The sequence below is a fragment of the Umezawaea sp. genome (assembly GCF_036375055.1).
Classification (GTDB): domain Bacteria; phylum Actinomycetota; class Actinomycetes; order Mycobacteriales; family Pseudonocardiaceae; genus Umezawaea.
In genome coordinates this window covers 1-7,540 of record NZ_DASUSQ010000059.1, presented here as the reverse complement: position 1 = coordinate 7,540, position 7,540 = coordinate 1, and the positions used below count along the sequence as shown (strand labels likewise).

Genomic DNA, 7,540 nt, shown 5'->3' with positions numbered 1-7,540 from the left:
GTCCAGGCAGTCGTCCCGCACCTCCACCAGCGCCGCCACCGCGTCGAACGCCTCCGCGAACACCGGGAACGCCTCGTACAGCTCACGACCCATCCCGACCCGCTGCGAACCCTGACCGGTGAACAGGAACGCCAACCGGCCACCGACGACGGACCCGGTCGTCAGACCTTCGAGGCCCTTGCGCAGGTCGTCGTGGTCGGTGGCGACCACCACGGCACGGTGGTCCAGCAGGGTCCGGGTCGTCACCGAGGAGAACCCGAGGTCCGCCGGCTCGACCGACGGGTCCAGCGCGGCGAGGAGCCGATCGGCCTGTGCCCGCACGGCGGCGGCCGTCTTACCGGACAGCACCACCGGCACCGCGGCGAGCGGCCGACGTTCCGGCGTCCCGGCGTCCCGGCGACCCCCGAAGCCGCTGTTCGCGGCTTCGGGAGCCTGCTCGATGATCGTGTGGGCGTTGGTGCCGCCGATGCCGAACGCGGACACGGCGGCCCGGCGCGGACGCCCGGTCTCGGGCCACGGCGTCGCCTCGGTCAGCAGTTCCACCGACCCGGCGGTCCAGTCGACGTGCGGCGAGGGCTCGTCGGCGTGCAGGGTCCTGGGGGCGATGCCGCGGCGGATGGCCTCGACCATCTTGATGACCCCGCCGACACCGGCGGCGGCCTGGGTGTGGCCGACGTTCGACTTCAGCGCGCCCATCAGCACGGGCCTGTCGCGGTCCTGGCCGTAGGTGGCCAGCACCGCCTGGGCCTCGATGGGGTCGCCGAGCTTGGTGCCGGTGCCGTGCGCCTCGATGACGTCGATGTCCGACGTGGACAGACCGGCGTTCGCCAGGGCCTGCTTGATGACCCGCTGCTGCGACGGACCGTTGGGCGCGGTGAGCGTGCTGGACGCGCCGTCCTGGTTGACCGCCGAGCCCCGCACGACCGCCAGTACCTCGTGGCCGTTGCGCCGCGCGTCGGACAGCCGCTCGACGAGCAGCACGCCGACACCCTCGGCCCAGCCGACGCCGTCGGCGGATGCGGAGAACGCCTTGGAGCGGCCGTCGGCGGACAGGCCGCGCTGGCGGGAGAAGTCGACGAACGTCTCGGGCGTCGCCATCACCGTGGCGCCGCCGGCCAGCGCCAGAGAGCACTCACCGGACCGCAGCGCCTGCACCGCCAGGTGCAGGGCCACCAGCGACGACGAGCACGCCGTGTCGACCGTGACCGCCGGACCTTCCAGGCCGAACGTGTAGGACACGCGGCCGGACAGGACGCTGCCGGACGTGCCGGTGCCGACGTACCCGCTGACCTCCTCCGGGATCTCGGTGAGACCGGTGGCGTAGTCGTGGTACATCAGGCCCGCGAACACACCCGTCCGGCTGCCGCGCAGCGACGCCACGTCGATGCCCGCCCGTTCGACGGCCTCCCAGGAGGTTTCCAGCATCAGCCGCTGCTGCGGGTCCATCGCCAGCGCCTCGCGCGGCGAGATGCCGAACAGCGCGGGGTCGAACTGGCCCGCCTCGTGCAGGAACCCGCCCTCGCGGGTGTAGGTCTTGCCGACCGCGTCCGGGTCCGGGTCGTAGAGGCCCTCGACGTCCCAGCCGCGGTTCGTCGGGAACCACGAGATGGCGTCGGTGCCGCTGTCGACCAGCCGCCACAGGTCCTCCGGCGACCGGACGCCACCGGGGAAGCGGCAGGCCATGCCGACGATCGCGATCGGCTCGTCCGTGCCGACCGAGGCCGCGGTGAACTCCTCCGCCACCTCGTCGTCACCGACCAGCTCGGTGCGCAGGTGAGCACCGAGCGCGGTGGCCGTCGGGTAGTCGAAGACCAGCGTCGCGGGCAGCCGCAGGCCGGTCGCGCCGCTGAGCGCGTTGCGCAGTTCCACGGCGGACAGCGAGTCGAGGCCGAGTTCGACGAGACCGCGGCCGGGACTGATGTCGTCGGCCGAGCCGAAGCCGAGCACGGCCGCGACCCGCTCGCGGACCAGGTCGACCAGCAGCCGCTCCTGGTCGGTGGAGGAGAGTCCGGCCAGTCGCGCGACCCACGGCGCGGCGGCCGAGCCGGACGCTCCGGCTGCGGTGCGCCGACGCGGGACGCGGACCAGGCCGCGCAGCGCGTGCTGCACCTCGCCGGTCGCCTTCAGGGCCGGGAGGTCGAGCCTCGCGGGCACCAGGACCGGCGTGCTCGCGCGGAGGGCGCGGTCGAACAGCTCCATGCCCTCGGCGATGCCCAGCGCGGGCATCCCGGAGCGGGCGATGCGGGCCAGGTCGGCCTCGGAGAGCGTCGCGCCCATGCCGGAGTGCTGGTCCCACAGGCCCCAGGCCAGCGACACCGCCGGGAGGCCGAGGGAGTGCCGGTGGGTGGCCAGCGCGTCCAGCGCGGTGTTGGCGGCGGCGTAGTTGGCCTGGCCCGGCGACCCGAGGACGCCGGAGATCGACGAGAACAGGGCGAACACGGCCAGGTCGCGGTCCAGCGTCAGCTCGTGCAGGTGGTGGGCGGCGTCGACCTTCGGCGCGAACACCGCGTCGAGGCGTTGCGGGGTCAGGGATTCCAGGATGCCGTCGTCCAGCACCCCGGCGGTGTGCACGACACCGGTCAGGTCGGGGATGGTCGACAGGAGCGCTTCCAGCGCGGCGCGGTCGGACACGTCGCAGGCCACGACGTCGACCCGCGCGTCCAGGGCGGCGACCAGGTCGGCCGCGCCCGGCGCGTCGGGGCCGCGGCGGGACGTGAGCACCAGGTGCCCGACGCCGTGCTCGGCGACCAGGTGCCGGGCCAGGGCGGCGCCGAGCCCGCCGGTGCCGCCGGTGATGAGCACGGTGCCGCCGAGCGCGACCGGGTCGGCGTCGGCGGACGCCCGCGCCAGCCTCGGCACGAGCGCCCGGCCGTCGCGGAGGGCCACCTCGGGTTCGCCGGTCGCCAGGACCGACGGGAGGGCGGCGTGGATCTCGGCGCGGGAACCGGCGTGCACCAGCACGATCCGGTCGGGGTGCTCCTGCTGCGCGGACCGCACCAGACCGGGAACCCCGGCCTGGCCGGTCGTGTCGCCGGTCACCAGCACGAGCGTGCCGTCACCGCTGGCGAGGAACGACTGGATCTCCACCAGGACGTGGCCGGTGACGTCGCGGAGCGTCCCGTCCGGAACGACCAGCACCGTGGCGTCGTCCGCGGTGGACTCGGGTGCGACCGGAGCGGGCACCCAGTCGAGGCGGAACAGCGAATCGGTGTTCGCGGCGAACGTCTCGCCGGAGATGGGCCGCAGCGCCAGCGAACCGACGTGCGCGACCGGGCTGCCCCCGCCGTCGGCGACGTCGACCGACACCGCGTCGCCGCGGCCGGTGATCCGGGCCCGCAGCCGCGAGGCCCCGGCCGCGAACAGGGTCACGTCCGCCCAGGAGAACGGCAGGGACGCGGACTGCGCGCCGCCCGCGCCGATGCCGTGCAGCACCGAGTCGAGCAGCGCCGGGTGCGCGCCGAACTCGGCGGCGACCCGGTGCTCCGACTCGGGCAGTTCGGCCTCGACGTAGACGGTCTCGCCGTCGCGCCACGCGGCCTTGAGGCCCTGGAACACCGGCCCGTAGGCGAGTCCGGCGCGGGCCAGGTCCTCGTAGGTGCAGCCGAGGTCCACCGCCTCGGCGGCGGGCGGCCAGGTGGTGAGGTCGACGTCGGGCGTCCGGACGGCCTCGGTGAGCACACCCGCGGCGTGGGTGGTCCACTCGCCGCCGTCCGGCTGCGCGGACACCGTGATGCCGCGTCGGCCGGAGGCGTCGGCGGGGTCGAGTTGGAGGTGGACGTTGACCGCGCCGCCCTCGGGCAGCACCAGCGGTGCCTGGAGCAGCAGTTCGTCGACGTGCCCGCAGCCGACCTCGTCGCCCGTGCGGATGGCCAGTTCGAGCAGCGCCGTGCCGGGCACGACGACCGCACCGGCCACGACGTGGTCGCCGAGCCAGGCGTGCGTGGCGACGGACAGCCGCGCCGTGCCGAGGACACCGCCGTCGGGTGTGCGCAGCACCGCTCCCAGCAGCGGGTGCCCGGTCGAGCCGAGCCCGGCCGACGTGACGTCGCCGACCGACCCGTCCCCGTCGAGCCAGAAGCGCTCGCGCTGGAACGGGTACGTCGGCAGGTCGACCCGCCGCGCGCCTGTCCCGGCGAAGTAGGCGGCCCAGTCCACGTCGACACCGCGGGCGTGGGCGGCACCGACGGCCGCGACCAGGGTCTTGGCCTCGTCGCGGTCCCTGCGCAGGCCGGCGATCAGCACCGCGTCGGTGGCGCTCTCCGCGCCCATCGCCGTGAGCACGCCGTCGGGGCCCAGCTCCAGGAACGTCCTGACGCCCTGCGCTTCCAGGGTGGTGACCGCGTCGGCGAACCGGACCGTGCCGCGGACGTGCCGCACCCAGTACTCCGGGTCGGTGACATCACCGAGCAGCGGGATCTTGGGCTCGTGGAAGGTGAGCGTGGAGACGACGGCCCGGAACTCGTCGAGCATCGGGTCCATGAGAGGCGAGTGGAACGCGTGCGAGACGGCCAGCCGCTTGGACTTGCGGTCGGTGAAGTGCGCGAGCACCCGCTCGACCTCGGCCTCGTCGCCCGCGATCACGACGGAACGGGGGCCGTTGACCGCCGCGAGGGACACCAGGTCCGTGAGATGGGGCGTGACCTCGGCCTCGGTGGCCTGGAGCGCGACCATCGCGCCACCGGCCGGGAGCGCCTGCATCAGGCGGCCGCGGGCGCTGATCAGCGTGGCGGCGTCGTCGAGGGACAGCACACCGGCCACGTGGGCGGCGGCGACCTCGCCGATGGAGTGCCCGGCGAGGAAGTCGGGGCGGACGCCCCACGACTCGACCAGCCGGTAGAGCGCCACCTCCAGCGCGAACAGAGCGGGCTGGGCGAACTCGGTGCGGTCCAGGGTGTCCTGGTCGTCGATGCGGAGGTCGACCAGCGCGGCGATCTCGTCGAACGCGTCGGCGAACACGGGGAACGCGTCGTAGAGGCCGCGGCCCATCCCGGCCCGCTGCGAACCCTGGCCGGTGAACAGGAACGCGACCCGCCCGCCGACGACCTCGGTGGCCTCGACGGCGGTCAGCTCGCGGCGCAGGTCGTCGAGGTCGGAGACCGCGAGGACGGCCCGGTGCGTGAGGCGCGACCGGGAGGTGGCGAGGGAGAAGCCGAGGTCGGTCAGGTCGGCGTCGGTCCCCAGAAGCGCGGACGCCTGGGCCCGCAACGCCTCCGGCGACCTCGCCGACAGCACGACCGGCACCGCGGCGGGCGTCGTGCGGGCCGTCACCGGCTCCACGACGACCGGCGCCTGCTCCAGGATCGCGTGGGCGTTGGTGCCGCTGAACCCGAACGACGACACGCCCGCTCGGCGCGGCCGGTCGACCTCGGGCCAGTCGACCCGGTCGGTGACCAGGTCGATCGCTCCGGCCGCCCAGTCCACCTGCGGTGAGGGGGCGTCGACGTGCAGGGTCTTGGGCACGACGCCGTGCCGCATCGCCATGACCACCTTGATCACGGCGGCGACACCGGCGGCGGCCTGGGTGTGGCCGATGTTCGTCTTGACCGAGCCGAGCAGCAGCGGGGTTTCCCGGTCCTGGCCGTAGGTCGCGAGCAGGGCCTGGGCCTCGATCGGGTCGCCCAGCGCGGTGCCGGTGCCGTGCGCCTCCACCACGTCGACGTCCGACGCGGACAGACCGGCGTTGGCCAGCGCCGTGCGGATCACCCGCTGCTGCGACGGGCCGTTCGGGGCGGTCAGACCGTTGGACGCGCCGTCCTGGTTGATCGCGGAACCCCGGACCACCGCGAGGACCTGGTGGCCGTTGCGCTGGGCGTCGGACAGCCGCTCCACCAGGAGCATGCCGACGCCCTCGCCCCACGCCGTGCCGTCGGCACCGGCCGCGAACGCCTTGCAGCGCCCGTCGGCGGCCAGACCGCGCTGGCGGGAGAAGTCCACGAACGCGGCGGGCGTCGACATGATCGTCACGCCACCCGCCAGCGCCAGCGAGCACTCACCGGACCGCAGCGCCTGCACCGCCAGGTGCAGGGCCACCAACGACGACGAGCACGCCGTGTCGACCGTGACCGCCGGCCCCTCGAAGCCGAACGTGTAGGAGATGCGGCCGGACGCGACGCTGGCCGCGTTGCCGGTGCCGAAGTAGCCCTCGATCTCGGCGGGCAGCGAGTGCAGCCGCGTGCCGTAGTCCTGCCCGTTGCTGCCCGCGAAGACGCCGACCTGCCCGCCCCGCAGGGTGTCCGGGTCGATGCCCGCGCGTTCGAAGACCTCCCACGAGGTCTCCAGCAGCAACCGCTGCTGCGGGTCCATCGCCAGTGCTTCCCGAGGCGAGATGCCGAAGAACTTCGGGTCGAACTCCGCCGCGCCGTAGAGGAACGCGCCCTCGCGGGCGTAGGACTTGCCCGGTGCGTCGGGGTCCGGGTCGTAGAGGCCCGCCAGGTCCCAGCCGCGGTCGGTCGGGAAGTCGCCGACCGTGTCGACGCCGTCGACCACGAGGTCCCACAGCTGTTCCGGCGTCTCGACCCCGCCGGGGAAGCGGCACGCCATCGCCACGATGGCGATCGGCTCGTCCACCGGGATCGCGGTCGCGGTGGCGGCGAGGGCCGCCGGGCGCGAGCCGACCAGTTCGGAGCGCAGGTGCTCGGCGAGCGCGACGGGCGTCGGGTAGTCGAACACCAGCGTCGCGGGCAGCGCGAGCCCGGTCTCGGTCGCGATCACACCGCGGAACTCCACGGCGGTCAGCGAGTCGAAACCCAGTTCCTTGAACGCCTTGCTCGGCTCGATCGCGTCACCGGAGGAGTGGCCGAGGACGGTGGCGGCGTGCGTGCGGACGAGGTCCAGCACCAGGTGCCGCTGCTCGGGTTCGGCCAGGCCGGTCAGCCGCGCCGTGAGGCCGGTGCCCGCCTCGCTCGACGCGGTGCCCGCGAGGGCGTCGCGCGCCTGCGGGAGGTCGGACAGCAGCGGGCTGAGCCGCTCGGAGGTGAAGACGGGGCTGAACCGCGACCAGTCGACGTCGGCGACGGTCACCAGACCGTCGTCCAGCGCGATGGCCCGGCGCAGCGCGGCCAGCGCCAACTCGGGCGCCATCGCCTTGACGCCGCGCAGCCGCAGGTGCTCCTCGACGTCCTCGACGGTCGCCATGCCCGCGCCCGCCCACGCGCCCCAGGCCACCGACAGCGCGGTCAGGCCTCGGGCGCGGCGCGACTCGGCCAGCCCGTCCAGGTAGGCGTTCGCGGCGCCGTACGCGGCCTGCCCGCCACTGCCCCACGTGCTGGCGATGGAGGAGAACAGCACGAACGCGTCGACCTCGCCGACCAGCTCGTCCAGGTTCGCCGCGCCCGCCACCTTGGCCGCGACGACCCGGCGGAACTCGGCGACGTCCTGCGCGTCCAGCGCCACCAGCGAGTCGACGCCCGCGGCGTGCACGACGGCGTTCGGCGGGTACTCCTCCAACAGCGCCCTCAACGCGTCCCGGTCGGCCACGTCGCACGCGGCGACCACGACGGGAACGTCCAGCTCCTCCACCAGCTCGGCGGCACCCGGAGCG

1 protein-coding gene is annotated in these 7,540 nt (G+C 74.4%); it reads right to left on the bottom strand.

Going from position 1 to position 7,540, the window contains the following annotated elements:
- Positions 1 to 7,540: SDR family NAD(P)-dependent oxidoreductase (locus tag VFZ92_RS16645; protein ID WP_330876846.1), on the bottom strand; the 7,540-nt coding region annotated here is incomplete at both ends.